The organism is Simplicispira psychrophila DSM 11588 (assembly GCF_000688255.1).
GTDB classification, from domain to species: domain Bacteria; phylum Pseudomonadota; class Gammaproteobacteria; order Burkholderiales; family Burkholderiaceae_C; genus Simplicispira; species Simplicispira psychrophila.
Window position 1 is genome coordinate 1 of the sequence record NZ_JHYS01000024.1, and the last position, 26,330, is coordinate 26,330.

Annotated in this window: 28 protein-coding genes; 4 read left to right on the forward strand and 24 right to left on the reverse strand. The window is 58.0% G+C overall.

What is annotated here, in order from left to right; all coding sequences use genetic code 11:
* Positions 1-490 precede the first annotated feature (490 nt).
* The gene (locus tag Q390_RS0116170) at positions 491-2,383 is read left to right on the forward strand and encodes an ATP-binding cassette domain-containing protein (RefSeq protein WP_027997002.1); all 1,893 of its coding nucleotides are present in this window, start codon (positions 491-493) and stop codon (positions 2,381-2,383) included.
* 143 nt (positions 2,384-2,526) lie between these two features.
* Here the strand turns inward: Q390_RS0116170 and Q390_RS0116175 are convergent, their stop codons facing one another.
* The 7 genes from Q390_RS0116175 to Q390_RS0116205 form a co-directional block, all read right to left on the reverse strand.
* Complete coding sequence (locus Q390_RS0116175) at positions 2,527-3,642, reverse strand: protein-glutamate methylesterase/protein-glutamine glutaminase (protein WP_027997003.1); 1,116 nt, start codon at positions 3,640-3,642, stop codon at positions 2,527-2,529.
* Between the two features lie 15 nt (positions 3,643-3,657).
* Entirely contained in the window at positions 3,658-4,350 is a 693-nt protein-coding gene (gene cheD, locus Q390_RS0116180; RefSeq protein WP_051603311.1) for a chemoreceptor glutamine deamidase CheD, read from the reverse strand.
* A 103-nt stretch (positions 4,351-4,453) separates the two neighbouring features.
* Positions 4,454-5,332: a CheR family methyltransferase gene (locus Q390_RS0116185; RefSeq protein ID WP_027997005.1), complete on the reverse strand. Its 879-nt coding sequence runs from the start codon at positions 5,330-5,332 to the stop codon at positions 4,454-4,456.
* A 184-nt stretch (positions 5,333-5,516) separates the two neighbouring features.
* Positions 5,517-6,008 carry a chemotaxis protein CheW gene (locus Q390_RS0116190; RefSeq protein WP_027997006.1) on the reverse strand — a complete coding sequence of 164 codons (492 nt, stop codon included), beginning with the start codon at positions 6,006-6,008 and terminating at the stop codon, positions 5,517-5,519.
* 52 nt (positions 6,009-6,060) lie between these two features.
* A complete protein-coding gene (locus Q390_RS0116195; protein ID WP_027997007.1) occupies positions 6,061-8,175 on the reverse strand; it encodes a chemotaxis protein CheW in 2,115 nt (704 codons plus the stop codon).
* 39 nt (positions 8,176-8,214) lie between these two features.
* Positions 8,215-8,577: a response regulator gene (locus tag Q390_RS0116200; protein ID WP_027997008.1), complete on the reverse strand. Its 363-nt coding sequence runs from the start codon at positions 8,575-8,577 to the stop codon at positions 8,215-8,217.
* 49 nt (positions 8,578-8,626) lie between these two features.
* On the reverse strand, positions 8,627-9,073 hold the full coding sequence (locus tag Q390_RS0116205; RefSeq protein WP_027997009.1) for a hypothetical protein: 447 nt from the start codon (positions 9,071-9,073) through the stop codon (positions 8,627-8,629).
* A 156-nt stretch (positions 9,074-9,229) separates the two neighbouring features.
* On the opposite strand from Q390_RS0116205, the gene Q390_RS18780 reads away from it, so the two are divergent.
* Positions 9,230-10,348, forward strand: a complete 1,119-nt coding sequence (locus tag Q390_RS18780; RefSeq protein WP_084153967.1) for a hybrid sensor histidine kinase/response regulator — start codon at positions 9,230-9,232, stop codon at positions 10,346-10,348.
* The gene (locus tag Q390_RS0116215; RefSeq protein ID WP_027997010.1) at positions 10,345-10,974 is read left to right on the forward strand and encodes a response regulator; all 630 of its coding nucleotides are present in this window, start codon (positions 10,345-10,347) and stop codon (positions 10,972-10,974) included. Before Q390_RS18780 ends, Q390_RS0116215 begins: the two co-directional genes overlap by 4 nt.
* Positions 10,975-11,155: 181 nt before the next feature.
* Here Q390_RS0116215 and fliR read toward each other — a convergent pair whose 3' ends face one another.
* From fliR to fliF, 13 genes are all read right to left on the reverse strand, one after another.
* Positions 11,156-11,926 (reverse strand): flagellar biosynthetic protein FliR, encoded by a 771-nt coding sequence (gene fliR / locus Q390_RS0116220; RefSeq protein WP_027997011.1) that lies wholly within the window; start codon positions 11,924-11,926, stop codon positions 11,156-11,158.
* Between the two features lie 16 nt (positions 11,927-11,942).
* Positions 11,943-12,212 carry a flagellar biosynthesis protein FliQ gene (gene fliQ / locus Q390_RS0116225; RefSeq protein WP_027997012.1) on the reverse strand — a complete coding sequence of 90 codons (270 nt, stop codon included), beginning with the start codon at positions 12,210-12,212 and terminating at the stop codon, positions 11,943-11,945.
* 13 nt (positions 12,213-12,225) lie between these two features.
* The gene (gene fliP, locus Q390_RS0116230; RefSeq protein ID WP_051603312.1) at positions 12,226-12,957 is read right to left on the reverse strand and encodes a flagellar type III secretion system pore protein FliP; all 732 of its coding nucleotides are present in this window, start codon (positions 12,955-12,957) and stop codon (positions 12,226-12,228) included.
* A gap of 19 nt (positions 12,958-12,976) precedes the next feature.
* Positions 12,977-13,333 (reverse strand): FliO/MopB family protein, encoded by a 357-nt coding sequence (locus tag Q390_RS0116235; RefSeq protein WP_037473316.1) that lies wholly within the window; start codon positions 13,331-13,333, stop codon positions 12,977-12,979.
* Positions 13,334-13,337: 4 nt separating this feature from the next.
* Complete coding sequence (fliN, locus tag Q390_RS0116240) at positions 13,338-13,781, reverse strand: flagellar motor switch protein FliN (RefSeq protein WP_027997015.1); 444 nt, start codon at positions 13,779-13,781, stop codon at positions 13,338-13,340.
* Positions 13,771-14,775 (reverse strand): flagellar motor switch protein FliM, encoded by a 1,005-nt coding sequence (fliM, locus tag Q390_RS0116245; RefSeq protein ID WP_027997016.1) that lies wholly within the window; start codon positions 14,773-14,775, stop codon positions 13,771-13,773. The genes fliN and fliM overlap by 11 nt, the downstream gene beginning before the upstream one ends.
* A 19-nt stretch (positions 14,776-14,794) precedes the next feature.
* Complete coding sequence (locus Q390_RS0116250) at positions 14,795-15,376, reverse strand: flagellar basal body-associated FliL family protein (RefSeq protein ID WP_027997017.1); 582 nt, start codon at positions 15,374-15,376, stop codon at positions 14,795-14,797.
* Between the two features lie 193 nt (positions 15,377-15,569).
* A complete protein-coding gene (locus Q390_RS20445; protein WP_245606946.1) occupies positions 15,570-16,868 on the reverse strand; it encodes a flagellar hook-length control protein FliK in 1,299 nt (432 codons plus the stop codon).
* Between the two features lie 2 nt (positions 16,869-16,870).
* Complete coding sequence (gene fliJ, locus Q390_RS0116260) at positions 16,871-17,335, reverse strand: flagellar export protein FliJ (RefSeq protein WP_027997019.1); 465 nt, start codon at positions 17,333-17,335, stop codon at positions 16,871-16,873.
* Positions 17,336-17,339: 4 nt separating this feature from the next.
* The gene (fliI, locus tag Q390_RS18785) at positions 17,340-18,695 is read right to left on the reverse strand and encodes a flagellar protein export ATPase FliI (RefSeq protein ID WP_037473324.1); all 1,356 of its coding nucleotides are present in this window, start codon (positions 18,693-18,695) and stop codon (positions 17,340-17,342) included.
* A gap of 79 nt (positions 18,696-18,774) precedes the next feature.
* On the reverse strand, positions 18,775-19,701 hold the full coding sequence (locus Q390_RS18790) for a FliH/SctL family protein (protein ID WP_342666106.1): 927 nt from the start codon (positions 19,699-19,701) through the stop codon (positions 18,775-18,777).
* A complete protein-coding gene (gene fliG / locus Q390_RS0116275; protein WP_027997020.1) occupies positions 19,682-20,677 on the reverse strand; it encodes a flagellar motor switch protein FliG in 996 nt (331 codons plus the stop codon). Before fliG ends, Q390_RS18790 begins: the two co-directional genes overlap by 20 nt.
* Before the next feature lie 26 nt (positions 20,678-20,703).
* Positions 20,704-22,383 (reverse strand): flagellar basal-body MS-ring/collar protein FliF, encoded by a 1,680-nt coding sequence (fliF, locus tag Q390_RS0116280; protein WP_027997021.1) that lies wholly within the window; start codon positions 22,381-22,383, stop codon positions 20,704-20,706.
* Between the two features lie 176 nt (positions 22,384-22,559).
* Here fliF and fliE point away from each other — a divergent pair, with 176 nt between their 5' ends.
* Entirely contained in the window at positions 22,560-22,874 is a 315-nt protein-coding gene (gene fliE / locus Q390_RS0116285; protein ID WP_027997022.1) for a flagellar hook-basal body complex protein FliE, read from the forward strand.
* A gap of 237 nt (positions 22,875-23,111) precedes the next feature.
* On the opposite strand, the gene Q390_RS0116290 is transcribed toward fliE, so the two are convergent.
* The 4 genes from Q390_RS0116290 to Q390_RS18795 form a co-directional block, all read right to left on the reverse strand.
* Positions 23,112-23,411: a flagellar protein FliT gene (locus Q390_RS0116290; protein WP_027997023.1), complete on the reverse strand. Its 300-nt coding sequence runs from the start codon at positions 23,409-23,411 to the stop codon at positions 23,112-23,114.
* Between the two features lie 3 nt (positions 23,412-23,414).
* The gene (fliS, locus tag Q390_RS0116295; protein ID WP_027997024.1) at positions 23,415-23,867 is read right to left on the reverse strand and encodes a flagellar export chaperone FliS; all 453 of its coding nucleotides are present in this window, start codon (positions 23,865-23,867) and stop codon (positions 23,415-23,417) included.
* 63 nt (positions 23,868-23,930) lie between these two features.
* Entirely contained in the window at positions 23,931-25,382 is a 1,452-nt protein-coding gene (gene fliD / locus Q390_RS0116300) for a flagellar filament capping protein FliD (protein WP_027997025.1), read from the reverse strand.
* 211 nt (positions 25,383-25,593) lie between these two features.
* Positions 25,594-26,330: flagellin (locus Q390_RS18795; RefSeq protein WP_037473329.1), on the reverse strand; the 737-nt coding region annotated here is incomplete at its 5' end.

Here is a 26,330-nt window from a genome sequence, read left to right on the forward strand (position 1 = left end):
CAAACGCCCACGCTTATCGGCTGTATATTTTTAAGGTTCCTGACAGATTTATAAGACCGAGGTCTTTTTTTCTGCCTGCTTAGCTGCGATCAGCTGAGCCTTGAATTCTAACAGAGTTTTTTAATCCCTGTCAACTAGAAGGTTATTTAAACTTTCTAGCCGTTTCGCTGAACACTACAACTACCGAAGTAGCTATCGTTTCCAGCCAAGCCTTGAAGTATACATCGGGTTTTTACCCCTTTCCTCCAAAACCCAAAACTTTTCTCTCCCCGCCGCTTTCGCAGCCGCCACTTGCCGGCTTTTGAAACCAACCTCCTGACTCTACACACAATGACTTTTAAAAGACACCTTCCGTGCAGCGAAGCCCTCCATCATAGCAGCGGCTTTAGGGGGTAAGCAAGAGTTTTCAAAGAAAAAAGCAATGTCCCTTGCCGCACACTGGGCCGTCCTGCATCCTCTCTTGCGGGCCTCCCCCTGATAATGCGTCCCTATGGCATTGATTACCTTATTAGACGCCCAGCTGGCTTTCGGACATGTGGCCTTGCTGGACCACGCAACTTTTGCTCTGGAGACTGGTGAACGGGTCGGCTTGATTGGGCGCAACGGCGCTGGCAAGTCCTCGCTACTGAAAATTTTGGGCGGTTTAGCCCATGCGGACGATGGCGCCCGGCATCTACAGCAAGGCATTCGCATTGCTTATGTAGCCCAAGAACCCGATTTAGACCCACTCGCCACCGTCTTTGAAGCCACGTCTTTCGGGCTGGCCCATGTGATTGCTGTGCGCGATCAGTATTTGAGTGGCGCCGACGGCTTGGATCTGGATGCACTGCAAACGGAAATTGAAGCCTATGACGCTTGGAACTGGGAGCAGCGGGTAGAAGAAACGCTGCAGCGCTTGCACCTCGATGCGCTGGCACGCATCGGCGACCTCTCTGGCGGCACAAAAAAGCGTGTCGCTTTGGCACAAGCTCTGGTGACGCGCCCCGATGTGTTACTGCTCGATGAGCCGACCAACCACCTGGACCTCGATTCGATCGAATGGCTGGAAGATTTGCTGGTGGACTTCGGCGGCAGCATCGTCACCATCACCCACGACCGCAGTTTTCTGGACCGGGTGGCAACGCGTATTGTCGAACTCGACCGTGGTCAATTGCGCTCCTACCCTGGCAACTTTGCTCAATACGTATTACAAAAACAAGAGCAGTTGGCGCAAGAGGGCACTATCGCCGCCAAGGCCGACAAATTGCTGGCACAAGAAGAAATATGGATTCGCAAAGGCGTGGAAGCGCGCCGCACCCGCAGCCAGAGCCGTATTGGACGGCTGGAAGAGATGCGCGTCAGCCGTGCCGCACGGCGGGAGACGCTGGGCAATGTGAAGTTGGACTTGGCCTCGGGCGCACCGAGCGGAAAAATCGTCGCCGAATTGGAGGGCGTGTCCAAGTCTTTTGGCGACAAACTGATCGTGCGCAACTTCACCGGCACCATTTTGCGTGGCGACAAGGTGGGCCTGATCGGCCCGAATGGCGCCGGCAAGACCACCTTACTGAAACTCATTTTGGGTGAATTGCAGGCCGATGCGGGCCGGATTCGCCAGGGCGCCAACCTGCAAGTGGCGTACTTTGACCAAATGCGCCATGCCATTGATCTGGATGCGACGCTGGAAGACTTCATCAGCCCCGGCAGTGAATGGATCGAGATTGGCAAACAACGCAAGCACGTCAAGAGCTATCTGGGCGATTTTTTGTTCTCACCCTCGCGCGCCCGCTCACCCGTGCGCTCACTCTCGGGCGGCGAGCGCAACCGGCTGCTGCTGGCGCGCCTATTTGCCCGCCCGGCCAATGTACTGGTCCTCGATGAGCCGACCAACGATCTGGACATTGAAACGCTCGACTTGCTGGAAGAATTGCTGCAAACCTACGAAGGCACAGTGTTTCTGGTCAGCCACGACCGCACCTTCTTGGACAACGTCGTCACCAGCACCCTGGCTTTTGAAGGCGATGGTCTGTGGCGCGAATATGAAGGCAGCGTGCAGGACTGGCTAGTGCAATCGCGGCGCAGCCGCGATATAGCCGCAGCCGCTGCATCAACCAACACCCTCCCGGCCATACTGCCGGCCAGCAAGGTCAACGTCTCGCCCACGCCAGACGAGCCCAAGCCACAGACGAAAAAGAAACTCAGCTACAAAGACCAGCGCGAACTGGAGCAATTGCCCGAGCAGATTGCTGCGCTGGAAGTCGAGCAGAAAACGATTCAAGCCACCCTGGCCGATGGCACGCTCTACAGCAACGATGGAGCCAAAGCGGCGGCGCTGCACGTGCGTGAAGGGGAAATTGAACAGGCGCTGATGCAAGCGCTGGAACGCTGGGAATTGCTGTCAGCGTAACGCTCAGCAAAAGAAAATAGACGCAGGTCACATCAAAAATGTGAGCTGTTAGCGCTAATAAACATTACGTTTCAGATAGATTTCTATCTGAAACCAAATAAATACGTGCGCTAATAGCTATCAATTTTGATAAATGCAGCCCATCAAATGCGGTGCATGACGCCTGAACTGCCACGCAGTTTGGTGATCAGGGCGGATGCAATCTGCGTTAACGGTAGCACCTCATCTGCGGCACCATGGGCAATGGCTTCGCGCGGCATACCAAAAACAATGCAGCTGGCTTCGTCTTGCACGTAGTTGTAGCTGCCAGCGTCCTTCATCTCCCGCATGGCAGCGGCGCCATCGTTACCCATGCCGGTCAGCATGATGCCGTAGGCGTTGCGTCCGACCAAAGCCGCAGCAGATTTGAACAACACTTCCACCGAAGGCTTGTGGCGATTGACAGCGGGGCCATCGTCCACGACGGCAACGTAATTGGCGCCGCTGCGGCTGATGTGAAATTGCTTGCCGCCCGGGGCAATATAGGCATGGCCCGGCAGGATACGCTCGCCGTGGCTGGCTTCTTTAACGGTGATCTGCGACAAGCTGTTGAGCCGCGCGGCAAAGCTGGTGGTAAAGCCTGGCGGCATATGCTGCGTGATCACAATGGCCGGGCAATCGGCGGGCAAGTTGACCAAAATTTCTTTGATGGCCTCGGTGCCGCCGGTGGAAGCACCAATAAAAATCAGTTTTTCAGTAGATAAACGGCCCAGCAGGCCCATGCTCGGCGTGGCCGGCGCAGCGCCACCGGGTGTACCAGATGCACCTGCGGCACCCGTTGCGGACTGCGACGGGCGCGGCGCCGCACGCCGCACTTGAGCCACCGCAGCGACGCGGATCTTGTCGACAATCTGGGTCGCCAGTTCATTCAGACCATTGGCCAATCCGACGCGCGGCTTGGAAACAAAATCGACCGCGCCCAATTCCAGCGCCTTCATGGTGACTTCGGCACCGCGCTCGGTCAGGGTAGAAATCATCACCACCGGCATGGGACGCAAACGCATCAAACGCCCCAGAAAATCGATACCGTCCATGCGCGGCATTTCCACGTCCAGGGTAATCACGTCCGGGTTAAGTTCGCGGATCATCTCGCGGGCAATTAACGGATCGTTGGCCGTGCCGATGCACTCCATATCGGGCTGTCGGTTGATGATTTCTGACAACAGACTGCGTACCAGTGCAGAGTCATCCACCACAATGACCCGAATCTTTTTGCGCATCACCAATTCTCTTCCTTAAAACAGATCCACCGAGCCACCCTGGGTGGCCTTGGCCACCGTGGCAGCATTACCCTGCTTGTCTTGCGCCACCAGCTTGTCAGGGTGCGAATGCGCCAAGCGCTTGACCATGGCCTTGCCTGTTGCCGGGAAATAGCACACCTTGCGTGGGTAAATATCGAGCACATCCTCGGAGATCACCGGAATGCGCTCAGCACGTAAATAGTTGATGACAAAGTCGGTATTGCGCTCGCCGACATTCATGGTCGTGAAGTTGTGCATCACCTGGGCGCCGCCAAAAATTTTGGCTTGCATGGTTTCGCGCCGTGCCCCGAGCTTGAACATTTCGTTGATCAGCAGCTCCATGGCATACGAGCCGTAGCGCCCGGACACGTCGAGGGAATCGCCATCGGGCAGCATGAAATGGTTCATGCCGCCCACGCGCATCCGGCTGTCCCACAAGCAGGCAGAAATACAGGAACCAAGCACGGTCATGATGACCAGATTTTCGTTGGAAACGAAGTATTCGCCCGGCAGCACCTTGACCGCGTTGTAGTGAAAATGCGGATCGAAATAAAAGAAACTGGCTTGGCCTGCCACTTTTGGCCGCTCTTTAAGCGCCTGTAGCGAAGACTCTGGCGGCGCGCTGGCGCTTGACGTGTAGATCTCCGCTCCCAAAGGAGCAATGCGCGGCGCCTTGCGCCGATCCATCACCGGGCTCGATATAGGAGCGACGCCCACAGTGGTCACTGGGGCGGCGGGAAATGCGGTGCGCATGAGGGTCATCTTGAAATAGTGCGAACAACGCAGTGCATCAACGGCGCTCGTACACCGTCTTACCGCGCAAGGTAAACAGATCCTTCGATTCACTGAAGTTTTCTGCGTGCCCCACAAACAACATGCCACCCGGCTTGAGCACGCGGTGGATGCGTTCGAGCACACCGCGCTGCGTTGGCGCATCAAAATAAATCATGACGTTGCGGCAAAAAACGACATCAAAGGGTTCACGAAACGGCCAATCGTCACGAATCAGGTTGACGCTGATGAAATCGATCGCACGACTCAACTCCGGTTTGGCACGCACCAGACCGGCGTTGGATTCTTTGCCCCGCAGAAAAAATCGCTGTAGCCGCTCTGGACTCAGGCCTTTGACGTTGTCTAGGCGATACATGCCTTGCGCCGCCGTGGCAAGCACGCGCGAATCAATATCACTGGCCACGAGCTTGAACGCTGCGTTCGCTCCCAGCGTCTCCAATGCCGTCATGACAATCGAGTAAGGCTCTTCCCCGGTCGAAGCGGCATTGCACCAGACGCGCCAGGGCGTACCGGTCGGCTTGGAGCGCAAATGGGAAGCAAGGATGTCGAAATGGTGCTGCTCACGGAAAAATGCCGTCAGATTAGTGGTCAGTGCGTTGACGAACTCCTGCCATTCGGGCCCATCCTGCTTTTCCAGCCAGCCCAGATATTCGTGAAAACTTGTGTAGCCCGTCTCGCGTAAGCGGCGTGACAAGCGGCTGTACACCATGGCATGTTTGCCATCGTGCAAATTGATGCCGGCACGCTGATAAATCAGTTTTTGGACACGCGAAAAATCGGCATCAGTCCAAGTGAACTCACGGCCTTGTTCAAGGGGGCCTTGCGGCGCTGCGCCCACCGGGCGCACTGCTACCTCAGGGCTGGAGACGGGGCGCATAAGCGATCACCTTGGAAAAAATACGCATCATTCACCAGACCTTGCTGTCGTTGTGCTCGCCACCCCTGGGGGCAGAAATATTGCATGTCGGCCTGCCCTCAGCCCCAGCTAAACGAAAGCGCATCGACTGTGCATAAGAAAACAGCGATCTATTTTTCAGTGAAATACCGCTGTGTGCAGACGCTCAAGAGTCATGGCCAGCCACCAGACCCATGTCCAGGCTGGACATGAGTTTTTCAATGTCCAGCAAGATCAACATGCGATCGCTCACCGAGCCCAGACCAAGGACACAACTGCTGTCAATCACGCTCTCGATATCGGGCGCCGACTGGATGCTGTCGGGAGTGATCTCCATGACGTCGCTGACCGAGTCCACCACAATGCCCACCACACGCTGACGCAAACTCAGAATGATGACCACCGTAAAGCTGTCGTACTGTGCCTTCGAGCAGTTGAACTTCAGGCGCATATCCACGATGGGAACGATAGTGCCGCGCAGATTGACGACGCCCTTGATGAAGGCAGGCGCATTGGCGATGCGGGTCGGCGGCTCGTAGCCACGGATTTCCTGCACCTTCAGAATATCGAGGCCATATTCTTCCTTGTCGAGCCGAAACGTCAGGTACTCGCGCGCACCGGCTGAGACGGCTTCTCTCGTTTTCTCCATCACACTCATGGTGCATTCTCCTTATTTGCTATGCCTGCAGCAGCTGCTATGGGCCGGCAAGTCAATGGCGCGCACGGCGAACCAGCCCGCCGGTGTCCAGAATCAAGGCCACACTGCCATCGCCCAGAATGGTCGCGCCAGACACGTTGGGAACCTTGCGGTAGTTCGATTCCAGGTTCTTGACTACCACCTGGTGCTGGCCCAAGAGCTCATCGACCAACAAAGCGACGCGGCTACCATCGGCCTCGACCACCACCATGATGGTGCTGCCTTTTTCCGGATCCACGCGCGGCACCTGGAAGATTTTTTCCAGTGCAATCACCGGCATGTATTCATCACGCACCTTGACCAGCCGGGCGCCCTGGGCCACCGTGCTGACGGCATCAGAATTGACTTGGAACGACTCCACCACCGACGACAACGGCAGGATGTAGACCTCGTCACCCACGCCCACTGACATGCCATCCATGATGGCCAGCGTGAGTGGCAGACGCACCGACACTTTCGTACCCACGCCTTCCGTCGATTCCACTTCTACCGTACCGTTGAGCGCAGCAATATTACGCTTGACCACATCCAGCCCGACACCTCGACCGGAGACATCGGTGACAACCTCGGCCGTAGAGAACCCAGGGGCAAAGATCAGCAGCCACACGTCCGCATCACTGATCTGGTCAGAGATGTCCATGCCGCGTTCGCGCGCTTTGCGGATGATCTTTTCGCGTGACAGACCCCGGCCGTCATCACGCACCTCGATCACGATGGAACCGCCTTGGTGCGATGCGGACAGCGTGATCGTGCCGTGTGCCGGCTTGCCTTTGGCCACTCGCTCGTCAGGAGGCTCAATGCCATGGTCACCACTGTTACGCACCAAGTGGGTGAGCGGGTCGGTGATTTTTTCCACCAAGCCCTTGTCCAACTCAGTGGACTCACCCAGCGTGACCAGTTCGACCTTTTTATCCAGCCGATTGGCCAGATCGCGCAACATGCGTGGAAAGCGACTGAAAACAATCGACATGGGAATCATGCGGATCGACATCACCGACTCTTGCAAGTCGCGCGTATTGCGGTCGAGGTCGGCCAGTCCGGCCAGCAACTGCTGGTATACCGCGGCATCCAGACCATGGCTGTTTTGTGCCAGCATGGCTTGCGTGATGACCAGCTCACCCACCAAGTTGATCAACTGATCCACCTTTTTCACGTCCACGCGAATAGTGGTCGATTCCATCGCAGCTTGGCTGGCGGGCTTGGCCGCAGCCTTGGGAGGCGCGGCGGCAGGGGCCGTATCAGCCACCACCTCCGCCACGGTGGAGGACGCGCTCGCAGGAGCACCCGGGGAGTCCTGGAAGAAACCATAGGCAGAGGCTGCATCCATCAGCACCGGCGCCATAAACTCCACGTCAGCAAAGTCATCTGGTGCTGACATATCCATGATTTGCACGTTGTCCTTGGACACGTGGAAGACGAACAAATCGCACAAATCTTCGTCTGTAGAAGTCGTTTCTACCGCGAACCGACGCATTTTTGGCTGGTCACACGGCAAATCGCTAATGGTTCCCAGGCCGGGGATGTCACGAAACAGCTCTTTGATGGCATCCGCCTGTTCAACCTGCTCCAGCGGGCCGATGCGCACCTGAATCTGGCGCAAACCTGGCGTAGCAGGAGCGACCTTCACTACAGGTGCGGCAGAAGTCACGGGGGGCGTCGGCTTGGGCGCGGCTACTGGCACCGGTACGGGTTTGGCAGTGGCCGTTCCCGCCGCCAGCTCGCTGATGCGACGCACCAACTCCGTCGTCACCACACTCTCGCCCTCTCCGCCCGCCTGATGGCGTGCCAGCAAACTGCGCGATGCGTCTGCGGACTCCAGGAGAACATCCACCATTTCCGGAATCGGCTGAATTTCATGGCGACGCAAGCGATCTAGCAGCGACTCCATGTGGTGGGTCAGTTCTGCCACATCGGAAAACCCGAACGTCGCAGCACCCCCTTTGATGGAATGGGCACAACGAAAGATGCCGTTGAGCTCTTCATCGTCCGCACTGGTCAGATCCAGATCGAGCAAGATGTGCTCCATCTGGTCAAGGTTCTCTCCAGCCTCTTCAAAGAATATCTGATAAAACTGGGTCAGGTCAAAATCTGCACCTGCGCCAGATCCTTCTTGATGGCTTTCACCCATGTGGTGCTCCTGTGTGCTTGCTATCGCGGTCCATGGTGGTCAACGGATAACTTTCCGGATGACCTCAATGAGTCGGCTTGGGTCAAAGGGTTTGACCAACCATCCAGTAGCGCCTGCGCTGCGTCCCGCCTGCTTCATTTCATCACTGGATTCGGTCGTCAAAATTAAAATCGGAATAGTCTTGAATTTGGGATGCTCACGCAGCTTGCGTGTCAGCCCGATACCATCCAGATTGGGCATGTTCTGGTCTGCCAGCACCAGATGAATTTCGTGGGTTTGTGCCTTTTCATAGGCATCTTGACCATCGACTGCCTCGATCACCTGGTAGCCGGCACCGGTCAGAGTGAAAGACACCATTTTCCGCATGGACGGAGAGTCATCAACGGCGAGGATCGATTGCATGTATAGCTCCAACTCACTTGAATATATAGGTTAACTGGGATTGTGATCGTTAAAACAAGTCGATCGATCCCGCTTCCATCTCGCTTTGGGTGACCGGGTTGGGGCGATCCGGGGCCATTTCGGCAAACGGTGCGGCCTCCTCCCCTTCTTCCTCTCCCATGGTCTCAGCGGCGAGCCTAAAAGCGCAGCCTTGCAGCACTTTGGTGGTATGCCAGATCAGTTGCGAGGCCATATCCTGGAACTGTAATTCAGTTACGGCAGCGCGCAGTGCGCTGCGTACCGCCGCCAGTTCCGGCGAATCGCCCACAACCGCTTCGGTCAGCGTCTCGTTGGCCTCGCCAAAACGCTCCAGCAGATTGTCGGTGGCATGACTGAGCAGGCCTTCCAGTCGGTGCAAGTCATGCATCACGACCAGCAATGAATCCTGCAACTCTGCTGCCACCATGACAGACACCTGCACTCCCGGGCCACCAGATTTTGCTAGCGTTGATTGCATCGTTTCTCCATGATTACAGGCAGCGAAAAATTCTCACTCCAGCCACCCAGGAACGCGCCAGCGCGTTAAACAGCACCGATATTGCAGAGCCTTGGGCGCACCCCTCACCTTTGCACTGATAAAACTCTCGCCTACGTTTGTTCCAATTTGTATCCCATGATAGCGCCTATAGTGACTTTCCCCCCTAAGCACCCCTTGCACATCCTTCATCTGGAAGACTCGCTGGTGGATCACCGGCTAACTACTGTCACCTTGCGCCGAGCTGGCATGGCTTTCACGATAGCCCACGCCGACACGCTGGATACTTTTATTGCGCTGGCCCGGACGGGAGCATTCGACGTCATTTTGGCAGACTACCGTCTGCCCGGATTCACCGCCCTGGATGCCTGGCAAGAGGTCTCGCTGCAAGAAAAACACCCTCCTTTCATTTTGCTTTCCGGCGCCATCGGCGAGGCTGCGGCCGTGGATGCCATGCGTTTGGGCATTGCCGATTACGTGCTTAAAGACGATATGGCGCGTCTGCCACACGTTATCCAGCGCGCCTGTGAAGTGCATGAAGCCCGGCTAGCGCGCGAACGTGCCATTGCGGATCTGGCGACATCGCAGCGGCGACTGGCGGATCTCACCGAACATTTGCAAAGCTCCATCGAGCAAGAACGTGCCGCCATTGCGCGTGAAATCCATGACGACATTGGCGGTGCGTTGACCGCCATCCGCTTTGATCTGGCCTGGGTAGCGCGCCATACCACGCAAGTGCAGGTGCGCACACACACGCAGGCGGCTACCAGCATGCTGCAGCACGCCCTGGGGGCCAGCCAGCGCATCATGATGAATCTACGCCCACCGATTCTTGATCAAGGCCTGGTCGCCGCCGTGCAATGGCTGGCGGACAGCTTTGAGCGGCGCACCGGTGTGCCCACCCACGTGCGCACCAGCGCCGCCAACATGGCGCTGACCAATGACATGCAGCTGGTGGCTTATCGCACCGCCCAGGAGGCGCTGACCAATATCTCCAAATACGCGGCGGCACATCAGGTGCGCATTGACCTGTCCGACTGCGAAGGTGTCTTGACACTGGAAATCAGCGATGACGGCTGTGGTATCGAGCCAACAGCCCTGACAAAGCCCAAGGCCTTTGGCATTCAAGGGCTGCACGAACGCGCCCGCACGGTGGATGGCTGGCTGGACATCAGCAGCCAGCTGGGCAAAGGCACCTCCGTCATTTTGTCCATACCGCTACCATGCGCACTCCCCCCCAAAGGAGAGATGCAATGATTCAGGTGGTGCTATGTGACGACCATGCCGTCGTTCGACGCGGTATCCGTGACACGCTGACCGAGGCACCCGATATGGAGGTGACCGGCGAAGCAGCGAGCTACGCTGAATTGCGCGATATTTTGCGCACCGCCAGCTGCGACGTATTGCTGCTCGATCTCAATATGCCTGGCCGCAGTGGGCTCGAAGTGCTGGCCAGCGTGCGTGAAACCCACGCCACCATCCGGGTGCTGATTGTCTCCATGTACCCCGAAGACCAATACGCCGTGCGCTGCCTGCGCGCCGGCGCCCAGGGCTACGCCAACAAGGCGTCCGACCCACTCGAGCTGATTACCGCTGTACGCACGCTGATGCTGGGGCGCAAATACCTGACGCCTGAAGTGGCACAGATGCTGGCCGAAAGCGTCTCCCAGCCGACGCTGGAGGCGCCGCATGCCGCCCTCTCCGAGCGCGAATTGCAAACACTGCTGAAAATCGCCACCGGCAACCGCTTGTCCGACATTGCCGAAGAACTCATGCTGAGCCCCAAAACCGTCAGCGTCTACCGCTCGCGGGTGCTGGAAAAGCTCAAGCTGACCAACAACGCTGAATTGACGGTGTACGCGATCCGCAACAATCTGGTGTGAAGCGTCTGGTGGCCGGCGCGCACAGCAGAAAAGACAAAAATAGCGCAGTCACTCTGAAAAATTGATACCTAAATGGCCTCTAGCCTTTATATATAAAGCGCAAGTAGCTATATTTTAAGGAGCAAAAATAGATTCAGCGCGCCGGCTGACCAGCGGTATTCGGCGCACATCGGCGGCGACACTAGCGCAGGTTGGCAAACAGGTCGATGGCGCGCTGCATCAGCGTCATGACCGGTTGCTCCAGCAGGGGCAAGGTAGCGGCAATGCCGAGCATGCCGACGGTCAGGGTAACCGGGAAGCCGACCGCATAAATATTCATCTGTGGTGCCACGCGTGAAATGATGCCCATCGTCAAGTTGACAAACATCAGTAGCGCCACCATCGGCAGCGCAATCCACAAAGCGCTGGAAAACAGCGATGAACCCAGTTCATAAAGATGCATCTGCGACAGGGATTGCAAAAAATTACCATCGACTGGAAAGCTGTCAAAACTCTTCACCACCGCCAGCAGCACCATCAGGTGGCCATTGATCACCACGAACAGCAGCATCGACATGTTGCCAAAAAACCTTGCAACTGCGCTGATACGGGCATTGCTGCTCGGGTCAAAAAAGGAGGCGAAATTCAGGCCCATTTGCAAACCAATGATTTCACCCGCCAATTCGACCGACGAAAACACCAAGCGCACAGCAAAACCAATCGCGATCCCCACCGCCACTTGCTGGGCCACGGCACCTAAGGCGTCGGGCCCGGTCAAGGAGATGATGGGCTGATTTCCCAGCATGGGCTGAGAGCACAAGGCGACGAAAAAGGCCAAGCCGATTTTGGTCCGCATGGGGATGACGCGCATCGAGAACAGGGGTGCCGACGAGAACAAGGCCAACACGCGCAAAAAGGGCCACAGGATGGGTGACACCCACGCCATCAGCTGGGCCTCGGAAAACGTGATCACAAAGGCACTGCCCGTGCTAGCCGACCATCGACGGAATCGACAATATCGAGCGCCGAATGAAATCCACCAAAGTGCTCAGCATCCACGGCCCGGCAATAGTAAACACCACCATGGCAGCAATCAGCTTGGGCACAAACGCCAACGTCGCTTCGTGGATCTGCGTGACGGCCTGGAAAATGCTGACCAGCAAGCCCACCGCCATCACTACACCCAGCACCGGCATGGAAATCATCAACAACAGGGTCAGGGCGTCACGCCCAACCGTCAAAGCCAACTGCGGAGTCATGGGGGTCCGTTCTTCAGGTCACAAAACTGGCGGCCAATGAGCCAATCAACAAATTCCAGCCATCAGCCAACACAAAGAGCATCAGCTTGAATGGCAAAGCGACCAGCACCGGCGACAGCATCATCATGCCCAGCGACATCAAGATGCTGGACACCACCATGTCAATGACCAGAAACGGAATAAAAATCATGAAGCCGATCTGAAAAGCCGACTTCAGTTCACTGGTCACAAAAGCCGGCACCAGCACCCGCAATGGTGCTACCTCGGCCGTCACGGCATCATCGAGCTTGGCCAGGCGCGCAAACAGCGAAAAATCAGATTCCCGCGTCTGCTTGAGCATGAACTGGCGCATCGGCGCCTCCGCCTTGTTCAATGCCTGTTCAAAGCTGATGGCATTGGTGGTGTAGGGTAGATAAGCATCCTGGTACACGCGGTCCAGCGTCGGCCCCATGACAAAAAAGGTCAGAAAAAGAGACAACCCCACAATGACTTGGTTGGGCGGCGCCGATTGCGTACCGATGGCTTGGCGCAGCAGCGACAAGACAATCACGATGCGGGTAAAGCCGGTCATCATCAGCAAAATAGCCGGCAAAAATGACAGGGCGGTGAAAAACAGCAGGGTCTGAATTGGCACCGAGAAATTGGTACCACCGCTGCCTGAGCCGACCAAAAGCGGCAGCGTGCCGGCGGCTTGCGCCATCACCGGCGCATGGGCTGCGCAGAGCAACCCCAGCACAGCAGCCATGCGCACTGCGTAGTGTGTTCTAGCCATGAGACACCGCCCCTGGCGCCGGCGGCGCTGTTTGCGCTAGCGCCATTTGGTGCGAAAAAGAGGAGTCAGCATCCGCCCCCGTTATCACGCTGGACGCAGCCATGACATGCAGACAATTGATCTGTTGCGCTGTGACGCCCAGCACCAGACAAGTGCGTGCGTGCTCCGGGCCGACTTCTACCGTGACGATGCGCTGATGGGGGCCGACGGCGACCGCAGACAGCACGCGCGAAGACATGCCGGTCGCTCCAGCCGCCTTGATCTGGCGCTGCTGTATATACCGTATCAACCAAGGCAACAGGGCCACGGCACCGATAAACAGCACCACCACCAGCAAAGTCTGGGTCATGCTCTCACGATCCACGGCTCACACGGCGCAGACGCTCGGATGGCGTCACCACATCGGTCAGGCGAATACCAAATTTGTCGTTCACCACCACCACCTCACCTTGGGCGATCAGGTAGCCGTTGACCAGCACATCCATCGGCTCGCCGGCCAAGGCATCGAGTTCGACCACGGAGCCTTGCCCCAGTTGCAAGATGTATTTGATCGGTACCTTGGTGCGACCCAGCTCCACCGACAACTGCACGGGAATGTCCAGCACCATGTTGATGTCGTTGATCGGCACCTCCGTGCCATTGGAAAATGGCCGCATGGTGTCGCCGCTCAAAGGACCGCCTTGCTCGGCATCACCCGGCTTGGGGTCTGATTTTTTTTGCTCGTCCAGCGCTTCGGCCCAGCCAGCAAACGGATCGTCTGCAGCGCTCATGTCGTTTTTATTGTTGTCAGTTGCCATTTTTTTCTCCCATCCAGCTCAGGTCCGAGTTGCGCAAACATTCCTCAATACGGATCGCGTATTTGGAGTTGTGTGTTCCATATTGACATTCAAATACCGGTACACCGCTGATTGAGGCTTTGATGCGCGGCTCTCGATCAAGCTCGATAAAATCACCCGCCTTCATGGCCAGCAACTGCTCGACGGTGGCGTCAGCACGTGCCAACTCTGCCACCAGTGTGACTTCGGCGGCCTGGATCTCGCGCGTCAGTACGCGGACCCAGCGCCGATCCACCTCGATGGAGTCACCCTGCGTCGATGAATACAGGACATCGCGGATGGGCTCCAGCGTCGCGTAAGGCATGCAAATATGCACAGCACCCGACAAGTCGCCAATTTCCAGCTGAAACGCGGTGGACACCACAATTTCGCTAGGTGTGGCGATGTTGGCAAACTGCGGCTGCATTTCCGAGCGCTGGTATTCCAGCTCTAGTGGGTAGATGCCAAGCCAGGCTTTTTTGTACTCGGTACAAACGACATCCACCAGCCGGTTAATGATGCGCTGTTCGGTGTGTGAAAAATCACGCCCTTCAATGCGTGTCTGAAATTTTCCGACGCCGCCAAACAACGTGTCGATGATGCCAAACACCAAGGAGGGCTCGCACACGATCAGACCACTGCCGCGCAGCGGCCGGATGGCCACAATGTTGAAGTTGGTGGGCACCGCCAGTTCACGCAAAAAGGCGCTGTAGCGCTGCACAGACACCGTGCCCACCGAGATTTCGGGGCTGCGGCGAATAAAGTTGAACAGGCCAATCCGGAAATTGCGCGCAAACCGTTCATTGACGATTTCCATCGTCGGCATGCGGCCGCGAACGATACGCTCCTGACTGGAGATATCGTATTTGCGCACATCTCCAGCCTCATGGAATTCCTGGATCGTCTTCTGGCTCTCGCCTGTCACCCCCTCCAGCAGGGCATCAACTTCTTCCTGGGATAAAAATGATTCGCTCATGGCTCAGTCCTGGGGACGCCTATTGGATGATGAAGCCAGAAAAATGCACTTGGCGCACCGGGTTTCTCGCATCTTTGCGGCGCTTGCGGGCCGTGCCGTCCTCATCGTCCTCTTCATCGTCAGTGCGTGCCGCCGAGGCCTTGGCGGGCGTGAAGCCCAAAGGTCGCCCCACCTCACGTGCAATATCAATGGCCAATTTTTCCTTGCCCTCGCGCATCAGCAACTCGTCAGAGTTACGCTGTGACATCAACATCAAAATACCGCTGCGAATGCTGGGCATGTACTGCTTGACCGCTTCTGCCGTCTTAGCATCGCGCAACTCCAGGGTGATACCCACTTGGACAAAGCGCTCGCCACCCGGATCGGCCAAATTGACCACCATGTTTTCCAGCGGCAAGAAAATCGGCGCAGCTGCTGACGCAGAGCTTTTTGCACCAGAGTCCTGTCCCTCCTCGTCAGCAGCGTGGCGGCTCGATATCACCCATGCCGCAGCCGAACCAGCGATCACGAGCAGCAACACCACCACCGCACCAATGATGAGTAATTTTTTGCTTTTAGCCGGTTTCGGGGCAGCATCGGCTGCGGGGGAGGTCGTGGCCATTTTTCAAATTTCCTTGCGGCAAAAGATGCTTGCACCTGCACAGCGCAGGAGGCAAGCATCTTGAAGACGCCCCATTATTGAGGAGCCAGCCTTCGATAATAGCTAAAACAAGGGGGCAACTGCCGCATTATCCTGGGCGTCACCCATGCAGCACCATGGATACGAGCTAGCGCTGCGGACTTCGTCTATAGCGTTAAACGAACAGGTCCACCGCCCGATCTGTCAAAACCCGGACCCTGGGCACCCCTATTTCAGCCACCGGCGCCGGCATCTGCGCCTGCTGTCCGCCCTGGCGTCCACGCGGCGTGTCGGCGCCACCCTCAGAGTTGGCGTTGCGCCCCCCGGATTCGCCCACCGTCACACCCGACAAAATCAAGCCTTCGCTGTGCAACAAATCACGCAACTGGGCTACGCTGGCATCGAGCAGGTCGCGCGTAGCGCTCTGGTCGCTGCCAAAAACGATATGTGCCTCCTTGCCTGTCATGGAAACGCTCACCTCTACCGGCTTGCCATCGTGGGTCACGGTCAGCTCAGCGTTCTGCAAATTTTCGCTCACCCAATACGCGACCTGTTCGGCCAAGGCTTCTTCTGCACCGGTCTGGCCGGGTTCTGCCACGGATGCCCCGCTATCTACCAATGACATGGCCTCAAGCCCGGTGTTTGTCCCGCCCCAAGCCTCCGTCACACCCCCTGGCACCGTCCTGTCACCACTGGTACGTGCCAGCACCGCGCCATCAGAGACAGACGCAGCCGCCACCTGGACTGCCACCGTAGGAACCGCAGCCAGCTCAGTCCCGGAGCGCAGCAGGGCAGCACCAGCAAGGGGCGCCTCCTTGCGTTCAGGCGCTGCGTGCAATCCCGGTGCAGTGGCCAGCGCAGCCGACGCCAGCGGCTTGTCACCCACCGCCGAGCGCTGGCTCGCGGCCAACGCGGTAGTGCTGGCACCCGCCAGACCGGATGACAGCACGCTTTGCATACGCGAAAACGCCCGCCGATAACCAGCCACGGGATTTTGGCCTTCCAGCGCTGATGTGTCGGCCGCATTGTCGAGCCGCGCAGTTTGCGCCACCAAACCTCCAAGAGGCAAAAATTCAGCTTGCAAAGAAGTCTGCAAAGAATGCTTACCACCTGCCCCCCCCTGTGCCAGCGACAGCGTACTGGCGCCCTGGGCCGAATCCAACGCGCCCCTACTGCCCTGACCGGCACCGGTCGTCAACATGTTGCCACCCAGCCAAGCCATCAAAGCCGCTGCATCGGCGCTAGGGGCTGGCGCATCGCCTGCAGGTAAAAGTCCGGGATCGATGGCAGTCCCCAGTGGGCTGCCCAAGGAGCCATCCATGGAATCGCCCAATGCACTCAGCAGCGACAAGAATCCGCCAGCGCCATTCGCTGCATCATCTGGCGCAGTCTGCGCCGGTGCTTTGCTGCGGGTGGCATGGGCGGCAGGGACCGTTTGCGGAGCCTGCGGGGTTGAGACACGGTTTTGTTCCATCTTCACGACTCCCGCCCGTCAGGGCCACTGGATGCGGAGCGGTACTGCAAAGCAGCACGCTCATCGGTTTGTTTTTGATCGCGCCGCGACTGCAGCAATTCGAACTCTTTGCGGCGTTTGTCCGTCAATTTTTTCAGACTCGCCAGACGCACCTCCATCGCCAGCAAGCCCTGCTGCGCTGCGCCAATGCGCTCGTCGTGGCTGGCAACTACGGTGGTCTGCAAGCCCATGGCATGGTGCAGACGGTCCATGAACTGGTAATGGTGGTACATCACCTCGGGCTGCACATTCGCGTTGGCGCGCATACCCCAGCGGTTTTGCGTCTCTTGTGCGTAGCCCTGCAACTGCGCCATCTGATCGTGCGCCGCTTGTTGGGCGCGGCGTGCATCCTGCAGCAGCCGGCGCGCTTCATCGCGCTTGCGCTCGGCCAGCTCGACGGCCACAGACAGAGCGCTCAGCGCAGACATGGCATCAACTCAGTATCTCAGCCATGCCCAGACAGCTTTCTTCCAGAGAAGCGGCCTCAAACATGTTCTGCTGCAAAAATCTGGCCATCGCCGGCTGCAGGCGAATGGCCACGTCCAGTGCCGGGTCTGAGCCACTCACATAGGCCCCCACCTGCACCAGATCGCGGCTCTTTTGGTAGCGTGAATACACCGCACGAAACTGCCGTGCCACCTCGAAATGTTCGCGCGTCACTACGTTGTGCATCACCCGCGAAGCCGACTGCTCGATGTCGATGGCCGGAAAGTGCCCCATTTCAGCCAGCGCCCGTGACAGCACGATGTGCCCGTCCAAAATGGCACGCGCTGCGTCGGCAATCGGGTCTTGCTGGTCATCACCCTCTGACAGCACGGTATAGAACGCCGTGATCGATCCCACGCCATGCAAGCCGTTACCACTGCGCTCGACCAGCTGCGGCAGCTTGGCAAAGCACGATGGCGGATAGCCCTTGGTGGCCGGGGGCTCGCCAATCGCCAATGCAATCTCGCGCTGCGCCATGGCATAGCGCGTCAGCGAATCCATCAGCAGCAGCACATGCTGGCCCTTGTCGCGAAAGTGCTCGGCCACCGCCGTGGCGTAGGCCGCGCCCTGCATGCGCAGCAGCGGCGGTGCATCGGCCGGCGCCGCCACCACGACGGCACGGCCCCGGTCTTGTGCACCCAAAATATCTTCAACGAATTCTTTGACCTCGCGGCCACGTTCGCCAATCAGGCCAACCACGATCACGTCGGCCTGCGTATAACGCGCCATCATGCCCAGCAACACGCTCTTGCCGACACCCGAACCAGCAAACAGCCCCAGCCGCTGACCCCGGCCCACGGTGAGCAACGCATTGATGGCGCGGACCCCCGTATCCAGCGGCTCGCGCACCGGGTCACGGTCCATGGCATTGAGCGGGCGCCGATCCATCGGCTCAACGGTGACGTCGTTTATCGGCCCACCATGGTCCAGCGGCAAACCCTGGGAATCCACCACCCGGCCCAGCAGGCCATCGCCCATAGGCAGACGCAACACCCCCATGCGGTTGATCGGCTGAGACGGCTCGCCCAGGCGCGGCACCGGCACATAGGGCGGAGCAGGGGCCACGCTGGCACCGCTGGACAACCCATGGGTATCACCCGCCGGCATCAAAAAAGCCTTGTCGGCAGAAAACCCCACTACCTCCGACAAAATCGCCTCATGGCCCGGCATTTGCACCAGGCACTGCGAACCCACTGGCACCTTGATACCGGTCGCCTCCAGCACCAGACCGGTCAGACGCGTCAACGTGCCGCGCGTTTCCAACGCCGTCGGTTCGGTCACACGCGCTTGCGCATCTGCCATGAAACGCGTCCAGTCGGTCTCTGCGTCGGCAGCGTCACTGCCAGCAGGACGGGTTGCGGCGCTGGTGCCGGTATCGTGCTCAGACGCCATGGCTGTCACCGTTTGCCTCTTTGGTAGCCGCGGCATCCCGGGTATTCGGGACCATCACGTCATTTTCGCCAGCACCGTCTGTGTTGTCTGTCTTGCCTGCACCAGCATCGTGAACGTCGCTGCTGTGTGCGGTGCGCTGCATGCTGTTTTGAGGTATTTCAGCAACTTCAGCAGGGTTATTCCAGGCCGACTCCAGCCCCAGCGGCGCAACCGCACGCTGCCAGCGTTTTTCCAGGCTGCCGTCCACGACCGTGCCACCGGCATCGACCAGACAGCCGCCCTCGGGCACTTGGGCATCGGCCAGCCACTGCACCGGCGTAGCGGCAAAATCCTCGCGCAGCGCAGCGCTGACCGCTGCATGGTCCGCCGGGTTCAAGCGCACGGTGGTGGGACGTCCGTCGGCCACCAGCATGTCCAACGCCTCAGCCACCACCGGCTGCAATGCCGCCGGATTGACGTGCAACTCCTGGCGCACCACTTGGCGCGCCAGATCGCAGGCCAGTTGCAATACGTCTTGCGCCATGTGCTGGCGCATCCCCTCCAGGCTGGCGCCCAAGGTCTGAACTACGGCGTCAAGGCGCTGCGCCATGCCGTGGCCGGCGCCGGCAATGTAGTCATCCATGCGCTGCTGCCACTCGATGGTGGTGTCTGCGCGGCCTTTCTCCAAACCCTGCGTATACGCATCGTCACGCTCTTGGCGCACCTTCTCTTGGCGGGCGACTTCCTCAGCCGCCTGCCGTGCCACGGCTACAGCCTCAGCCTCGGCATCGACCACCGCGTCGGCCACGGCCTCCGGCTTGGGCAACAGGGCATCCGAGCCATCCACCGCCGCAAAACGCCACGGCGTAAAGGCACCGACATCTTCACGGGGAATAAAGCGCGAATACGCGCGAGCTTTAGACGAAGGCGTCTTCACCATTGCCTCCCAAAGTAATCTGACCCTCGTCGGCCAAGCGACGTACCGTCTTCAAAATTTCCTTCTGCTGCGCTTCGACTTCAGACAGACGCAGCGGGCCGCGCGACTCCAGGTCTTCACGCAACGCCTCGCCAGCACGGCGTGACATATTCGACAAAATCTTCTCGCGCAACTCGGGCGAACCACCCTTGAGTGCCACGATCAACGTCTCGGAAGCCACCTCTTTGAGCACCGTCTGAATGGCGACCGGATCGAGCTTGCCGATATCGTCGAACACAAACATCTTGTCAACAATTTTCTGCGCCAGATCTGGGTCGTAGCTCCGAATGGAATCGAGCACCACCGTCTCGATGTTGGTGCCCAGCAAATTGATGATTTCAGCGGCCGTCTTGACCCCACCCAGCGACGACTTGCGGATCTTGTCGCCACCGGCCAGCACCCGGAACAACACCTCGTTCAAATCTTTCAGAGCTGTCGGCTGGATACCTTCCAGTGTAGCCACACGCAACAAAATCTCGCTGCGCTGACGGTCGGTGAACTGCATCAGCACCGCAGCTGATTGCTCGTAATCCAGGTGCACCAAAATGGCAGCGACAATTTGCGGGTGCTCATTGCGCAGCAGTTCGGCCACCGAGATCGGGTCCATCCACTTCAGACTTTCAATGCCCGAGACGTCACCACCTTGCAAGATACGGTCGATCAACAAGCCCGCCTTATCCTCGCCCAGCGCACGCTTGAGCACAGCACGTACATAACTGCTGGTATCGGCCACCAGCAAACTCTGCGCAGCCGCATCGGCAGAGAAGCGGGAGATCACCTGATCGACCTTGTCGCGCGAGACACTGCGCATCCGTGCAATCGCCTCACCCAACTTCTGCACCTCTTTAGGCGAAAAATGCTTAAACACCTCCGAGGCCTGCTCCTCGCCCAGAGACATCAAGAAAATAGCGGCGTCGTTAAGACCTTGTTCATCCATGGTGGGCTACCCCTGCATTCTGTGGGTCAGGCGGCATCGCCGTTGACCCAATTTTTCATGATATTGGCCACCGCCATCGGGTTGGAGAGCGCCAGGGCACGCGCATCCTCCAAGCGCAGTTGCTCGGCCGTCGGATCCAGCTCCTGGGGTCCAGCCAAAGCAGGGCGCTGCGGCTGGTCAGCCTCCAGGGCATCCAATTGCACGCCGGCCAACACTGGCACCGGTACCGGATTGCTCATGGCTTTGAGTGCGGGACGCACCAGCCCCAGCACCACCAGCGCAGCAAACAGCGACAAACCGACCGGCCAAGCAACATTACGCGCCAACTCCAGCGTCTCAGGCTGCTTCCACAGCGGCAGATCGCTCGCTGCAGCGGCATCGATCTGGAACGGCGTATTCATCAGATTGACCGAATCACCCCGATCTTTGTTAAAGCCAATGGTCTCGCGCACCAGCGCTGTCATCTGCTCCAGCTGCTCGGGCGACAACGCCTTATTGGCCATCACCCCTTTTTCATCCGCCACCGCGTGGTAATTGACCACCACGGCCGCGCTCAGGCGCTTGACGCTGCCGCTGCCGCCACGCGTCACACGCACCGTCTTGTCCACCTCGTAATTGGTTACCAATTCGCGCTTGGCATTCGGACCCAGGCCGGTGGCACCTTGCTGCTGGCCAACTGCCGCCAACTGTGGACTGGCGCCGTTGATCGGTGCCGTGGAAGCTGCAGGCGGCTGGTTGCTGGTCGCACCCGGCACGCCAGATGGCTGCAGCGTACCGGTGGTGCCGCCATTTTCAATCACCTGCTGGCTGCGAATGGCGCTGGCGTCAGACGCCAGATTGGGGCGATGCTGCTCGGAGGTGGACTCCGTCTGGCTGAAATCAACTTCGGCCGACACCTGCGCCTTGACGTTATTGCGCCCCATCACCGGCTCCAGAATATCCAGAATACGGCGCGTGTACTGCTGCTCCAACATCTGCACATACTGCAGCTGCTGGGCATCAAAAGCCGAGTTATTGCCATCGGGCGAAGCCGACAACAGCTTGCCGGTATCGTCGAGCACGCTCACCGCCGAGCGCGCCAAATCCGGCACGCTCGACGCCACCAGATGCACGATGCCCGCCAACTGCGCACGGTCCAGCCCTTGGCCCGGATACAAGCTCACCAAAATCGACGCCGAAGGTTTTTGCTGCTCGCGAAAGAATCCATTTTGATTGGGCAGCGCCAAATGTACGCGGGCGCTTTGCACCGACGACAGCGCCTGGATCGAGCGCGTCAACTCGCCCTCCAGCCCGCGCTGAAAATTCAGCCGCTCTTGAAACTGCGTCATGCCAAACTTGCTCGACTCCATCAGCTCAAAGCCGGCCACCGAACCCTTGGGCAAGCCTTGCGAGGCCAGACGCAAGCGCACATCGTGCACCTTGTCGGCTGGAATCAGAATGGCGCCACCGCCATCGGCATGTTTGTACGGCACATTCATCTGTGACAACTGCGCCACGATGGCACCGCCATCCTTATCGCTGAGGTTGGCAAACAGTACTTTGTAGTCAGGCTTGGCGCTAATAAACACAACCGCCAAGGCCGCAACCACCAACAAAGCCAGACCAGCGCCGAGGCGCATACGCTGCACTCGGTCGAGGGCAGTCGCCCGCTGCAGCAACGAAGGGCTGGCGGGGGGACTCAAAGGAACTTCTACAACTGCTGACATCTTGTTTTCCAGTAGGGCGGGCCTCGGCAAAGGTTTTTGTACCGTGCTCGATTATTCGGGCGGAAAGCCGTGCACGTTCGGCAGATAAAGCGCGCATTTGGCCATCAATTCGCACCGATGCAAAAGTGGGGTCTCACTACGATTCACGCATCTTCCCAAGCTCTCTGGACACTGCCATGGACCTGCGCATTTCAAGCCCCACCACGACTCCCCTCGCCGGCATCGGCCAAGCGCGCCGCATCGCCACACCGCCGATTGACAACAACGGCCCCGGCTTCGCCACCGCCCTCAAAGGCGCGCTGCAATCGGTCAGTGCAGCACAAAACCACTCCACCAGCCTGCAGCGTGAAGTGCAAATGGAAAATCCGGCCGTCAGTCTGGAAGAAACCATGGTCGCCATCCAGAAAGCCCAGGTCGGCTTTCAGGCGGCCCTGCATGTACGCAACCGCATGGTGCAAGCCTACACCGACATCATGAACATGCAGGTCTAAGCGCGCCGCGCCATCCACAGGGCATGCTGGCACAGCGCCACGCCGCACGCCACCAACCTATTGCTCCTATTTTAGGAGCTAAAAGCGCTTATTTTATAACGACTCTCAGCTGTTTTAGCCCCAAATACCTGTTGCAGATACCCCAAGAGCCCACGCACGCACAAACAGCCAGCCAGCCCAGCCAGACAAAAAAAGCCGACCCATCAGAGGTCGGCTTTTTTGTATGCAAGAGCACACTCAATGCACCATTTGCGGATTGCCGTCGAACATGTGCTCTACCTGCATCAGCCAGGGCTCGGCCAGGCAGCGGATCTGGGCGTCGTTGCGCAAGATGCGCTGCATGATGACGGTCTTTTCTTTGCGCTGTTCAGGCAACAACTCATACTCTTGTGATTTAAAGCGCAGTTGCTCAATCAGCACCGCGCAGGCGCCTTCGTAGCGCACCACTTCATCCCAATTTTTGGACTGCGCCGCTTCCAGCATCTTGAGGCTGCTGTTTTCAATGGCTTTGTAATAGTCAATCAGCATGGTGGACATGGCTTAACCCTCCTGCTTGCTGGGTTGGGCAGCATCGCGGGGATCTGCATTTGAGAGAACACCATTTTTTTTCATTTCATTCCAGCCTTGCGCTATGGGCTCAAAAATCTGCTGCACCTCTAGCAGCATTTCTGGATCGTTACGGGCATTGGCCGATATCAGACGGCGCAAAGAATAGTCATACAGCGCCCCTAAGTTTTGCGCTATTTCACCGCCATCCTCGCGGTCCAGGGCCGTGGTCAAACCCTCATCAATGATGCGAATGGCTTTGTCAATAGCGTTGCACTTGCCCAGCACATCACCACGCGCCATAGCGCCGCGTGCCAGGGCCACAGAGCTCAGCACACCGTCATACAGCAGACTGACCAGCTGGTGCTGGTCGATGGTGTGCATACTGGTTTCGACACTGATCCGCTGGTAAGCGGACGCTGCGCGGGGGTTAAAGGCGTTAAACATGCTGCTATCTCTCAAGTTACTGCTTCAATTTATCGGCCATTGCCACCAAAACTGAAGCTTTGATCAACCGTTTGATTTATTCCAAGTGGTAACTTGTTGAGACACGTAAGCATTGAGCGCATTCAGCGAGCTCATCTGCGTGTCCAGCGCGCTGTAGCGCGCTGTAATGCGTTTCTCAAAATTACTCGCCTTGATATTCACGCTCGCCTGGTCTTGTTCATTGCGTTTGAGGCTGGCCTGCAACACAGTGTCTTTAGAGCTGAAAAAACCGCCGGTAGCAAGCATTCCCGCAGCCAAAGTCTTCAACTTCACTGCCAAGCCGTTGGTAGCCACATTGCTATCGCCTCGGAAGAATTTTTTGACTTCTTCGGGGTTGTCACTCAACGCCTTATTCAGCTTGGCTGTATCTACCGTCAACTCCCCACCCAAAGCTGCTGTGGCCATCGGGTCTGAGCTGGTTTTTTGCACAATGCCAATATCTGCCAAGCGCTGATACACCGTAGAACCCGGACTGACCGCCTGCATGGCCGAGCGCAGCGCACTTTGCAGTCCCAGCGCCGTCGAGTCACCCTGAAACAAACCCACTGTTTTACTAGCTTTGTCGTACTTGGTGCCCTCGTTCAACGTTTTGTTGACTTCGTTATAGGCTTTGACAAAAGCCTCAACATTGGCCTGAATGGCCGAAGTGTCCTTGGCCACTGAAATGGTGATGGGCTTACCAGAATCAGTCAGCTTTTCGGCTTTGAAAGTCACACCAGCCACCGTGGCTGCAAAAGTATTGGTGGCCGACTCCACAGCAATGCCATTCACCGTGGCTTTGGCATTGGCGGCGATTTGGGTGGCAGCGGGCGTGATTTCAGCACTGGTCAAGCGCGACAAGGCACCAAGCGCACCATCCGCAGTGGTCAGTTGGAAACCCGACTCCAAGCCGGTTTCCTTGCTGCGCAGCAACAAACGCTGGCCACCGGCATCGGTCAAAAGGGTGGCGGTGACGCCGGCATTGGAGCCATTGATTTTGCTGGCGATATCGGCCACGGTGTCAGACGCTGATACCGTAATGTCTATCGCTGTAGTGCTCGCATTGCGTACGAAAGTTCCGGTAGCACCTGGTGTCGTGGCACCCCAACTGCCCAACTCAATCTTGAGCGTGCCGGCTCCCACAGCTCCAGTGATGGAACCAGAAGCCGTGGATTGTGACTTGGCCAAGGCTTGCACTTCGACATTGAAACTGGTGGCCTGTGTACCGCCCGTAGCGGTGGCGCTGACAAAGGCGCTGTCGGATGAAGTAGTGGCAACGTTGTTCCAGCCGGTCACACTGGTCAGCTTGCTGGCCGCATCAGACAGGGTGGAAACCAGCGACTTGATCTGCCCAAAGGCCGAAATTTTAGTAGTGGTTGTGGCCGCTTGCAGCTTGAGCGTGTCCAGCGGACGCTTCTCCAGCGCCACCAACTGCGAAATGATGCTTTTGACGTCTAAGCCGCCGGTGCCAATACCTGGTGATGAAAGCGTTGCCATACAAACCTCCTGAACAATTGCAACAGAAATTATGGCGCAGGCGGCAAGCCTTGAACCATGGTAAATGCCCCTCTAAGCCTGCCAATTCACGCGCTACCCACACCTATGGGGCAACGCCAAAAGACAAAAAGGCGGCAGCACTTTCATGCTACCGCCTTGGGCAGAGACAAGCGAAGGTGATGAAAACACCCTCACTTGCTCAGTGCTGCTATCAGCGCAGCAAAGCCAGCACACCCTGTGGCAACTGGTTAGCCTGCGCCACCATGGCGGTACCGGCCTGCTGCAGAATCTGCGCGCGCGACAGAGCGGCGGTTTCTTTCGCAAAGTCGGTGTCTTGAATCCGCGAGCGCGAAGCCGACAGATTATCGGAGGTCACGCTCAGGTTAGAGATAGCCGTGTCAAAGCGCGATTGCAGGGCGCCGAGCTTGGCGCGCTCGCCGTTGATCAGCGCAATACCCGCATCGACAGTCTTGATTGCCTTCGTGGCATTACTGAAGCTGGTGATGTCCAGGGCAGACACTTTGTTCAGCGTTGAACTACCAGCAGCCCCTAAAGCAGAACTGGCAGCACCGGTGAACGAGAACGCCTTGTCCGAATCAAGCGTGATGTAGCCGCTGACGGTGGAGCTGTCACCTGCTGTAGTAGCACTCAAACTAATAACGGCACCCGCAGTAACACCTGCGGAATCTAGCTTCTGCACTGTCATAGCACCTGCATTAGCAACGCCTGTAGCCGCGCCCACGTTGATGTTAGAGCCAGACTCATTGGTCAGAAGAACGGACAGACCATCATCGCTCAACGAAGCGCTTACACCTGTTTTGGCAGATTTTTCATTGATGGCAGTGACTGCAGTGGCTAAACGATCTGGACCCGTACCACCGGGCACGGTAAACGACATGGTTTCCAAGGCGGTGGAGGCGTTCTCGCTCGCGATGGTCATCGAGAAAG

Bases quoted from the DNA above. Each gene is read 5' to 3' on its own strand.
- Q390_RS0116170 (WP_027997002.1), top strand. From the start codon at position 491: ATGGCATTGATTACCTTATTAGACGCCCAGCTGGCTTTCGGACATGTG.
- fliM (WP_027997016.1), bottom strand. From the start codon at position 14,775: ATGAGCGAATCATTTTTATCCCAGGAAGAAGTTGATGCCCTGCTGGAG.
- fliQ (WP_027997012.1), bottom strand. From the start codon at position 12,212: ATGACTCCGCAGTTGGCTTTGACGGTTGGGCGTGACGCCCTGACCCTG.
- fliE (WP_027997022.1), top strand. From the start codon at position 22,560: ATGGACCTGCGCATTTCAAGCCCCACCACGACTCCCCTCGCCGGCATC.
- Q390_RS0116185 (WP_027997005.1), bottom strand. From the start codon at position 5,332: ATGCGCCCCGTCTCCAGCCCTGAGGTAGCAGTGCGCCCGGTGGGCGCA.
- Q390_RS0116235 (WP_037473316.1), bottom strand. From the start codon at position 13,333: ATGACCCAGACTTTGCTGGTGGTGGTGCTGTTTATCGGTGCCGTGGCC.
- Q390_RS0116250 (WP_027997017.1), bottom strand. From the start codon at position 15,376: ATGGCCACGACCTCCCCCGCAGCCGATGCTGCCCCGAAACCGGCTAAA.
- fliG (WP_027997020.1), bottom strand. From the start codon at position 20,677: ATGGATGAACAAGGTCTTAACGACGCCGCTATTTTCTTGATGTCTCTG.
- Q390_RS20445 (WP_245606946.1), bottom strand. From the start codon at position 16,868: ATGGAACAAAACCGTGTCTCAACCCCGCAGGCTCCGCAAACGGTCCCT.
- cheD (WP_051603311.1), bottom strand. From the start codon at position 4,350: ATGGATCGGCGCAAGGCGCCGCGCATTGCTCCTTTGGGAGCGGAGATC.
- fliD (WP_027997025.1), bottom strand. From the start codon at position 25,382: ATGGCAACGCTTTCATCACCAGGTATTGGCACCGGCGGCTTAGACGTC.
- Q390_RS0116190 (WP_027997006.1), bottom strand. From the start codon at position 6,008: ATGAGTGTGATGGAGAAAACGAGAGAAGCCGTCTCAGCCGGTGCGCGC.
- Q390_RS0116200 (WP_027997008.1), bottom strand. From the start codon at position 8,577: ATGCAATCGATCCTCGCCGTTGATGACTCTCCGTCCATGCGGAAAATG.
- Q390_RS0116175 (WP_027997003.1), bottom strand. From the start codon at position 3,642: ATGCGCAAAAAGATTCGGGTCATTGTGGTGGATGACTCTGCACTGGTA.
- Q390_RS18780 (WP_084153967.1), top strand. From the start codon at position 9,230: ATGATAGCGCCTATAGTGACTTTCCCCCCTAAGCACCCCTTGCACATC.
- fliP (WP_051603312.1), bottom strand. From the start codon at position 12,957: ATGGCTGCTGTGCTGGGGTTGCTCTGCGCAGCCCATGCGCCGGTGATG.
- fliN (WP_027997015.1), bottom strand. From the start codon at position 13,781: ATGGCAACTGACAACAATAAAAACGACATGAGCGCTGCAGACGATCCG.
- fliJ (WP_027997019.1), bottom strand. From the start codon at position 17,335: ATGTCTGCGCTGAGCGCTCTGTCTGTGGCCGTCGAGCTGGCCGAGCGC.
- Q390_RS0116205 (WP_027997009.1), bottom strand. From the start codon at position 9,073: ATGCAATCAACGCTAGCAAAATCTGGTGGCCCGGGAGTGCAGGTGTCT.
- fliF (WP_027997021.1), bottom strand. From the start codon at position 22,383: ATGTCAGCAGTTGTAGAAGTTCCTTTGAGTCCCCCCGCCAGCCCTTCG.
- Q390_RS0116290 (WP_027997023.1), bottom strand. From the start codon at position 23,411: ATGTCCACCATGCTGATTGACTATTACAAAGCCATTGAAAACAGCAGC.
- Q390_RS0116215 (WP_027997010.1), top strand. From the start codon at position 10,345: ATGATTCAGGTGGTGCTATGTGACGACCATGCCGTCGTTCGACGCGGT.
- fliI (WP_037473324.1), bottom strand. From the start codon at position 18,695: ATGGCAGATGCGCAAGCGCGTGTGACCGAACCGACGGCGTTGGAAACG.
- fliS (WP_027997024.1), bottom strand. From the start codon at position 23,867: ATGTTTAACGCCTTTAACCCCCGCGCAGCGTCCGCTTACCAGCGGATC.
- Q390_RS0116195 (WP_027997007.1), bottom strand. From the start codon at position 8,175: ATGGGTGAAAGCCATCAAGAAGGATCTGGCGCAGGTGCAGATTTTGAC.